The 256-nt window shown below is 30.5% G+C and carries 2 pseudogenes; both read left to right on the top strand.

Features of this window, described 5'->3' with window-relative positions:
• Positions 1-131, top strand: a pseudogene (locus D9V42_RS15720) (DUF3427 domain-containing protein); the annotation flags it as partial.
• Positions 116-256 (top strand): annotated as a pseudogene (locus D9V42_RS14920) (DUF1444 family protein); the annotation flags it as partial. The pseudogenes D9V42_RS15720 and D9V42_RS14920, both read left to right, overlap by 16 nt.

The following is a 256-nucleotide window of genomic DNA, read 5'->3' as shown; positions in this document are numbered from 1 at the left end:
TAAATATAGTAATTCTCTTCTTGTATCGCTTGTATTCTTGAGCAATTTGTTAAAAAGCCAAGAAATGCCAATATTTATCACTTATGATAAGCATGAGGATATAAGTGATAGCACAAAATATGAAGATAAAAAAGAAAAAATTGTAGATGAAATTGTTTATTACGTTGATGAAGCTATTGCACAAATGGCAGATAAAACCCTTGAGAGTATATCATCTAGTCAAATCATGCCTGTCATTAGAGCGACTAGCTTTGAT

It is taken from the genome of Staphylococcus pseudoxylosus, assembly GCF_003697915.1.
In the GTDB taxonomy this organism is placed as follows: domain Bacteria; phylum Bacillota; class Bacilli; order Staphylococcales; family Staphylococcaceae; genus Staphylococcus; species Staphylococcus pseudoxylosus.
This window is presented reverse-complemented; position numbering and strand designations above follow the sequence as displayed.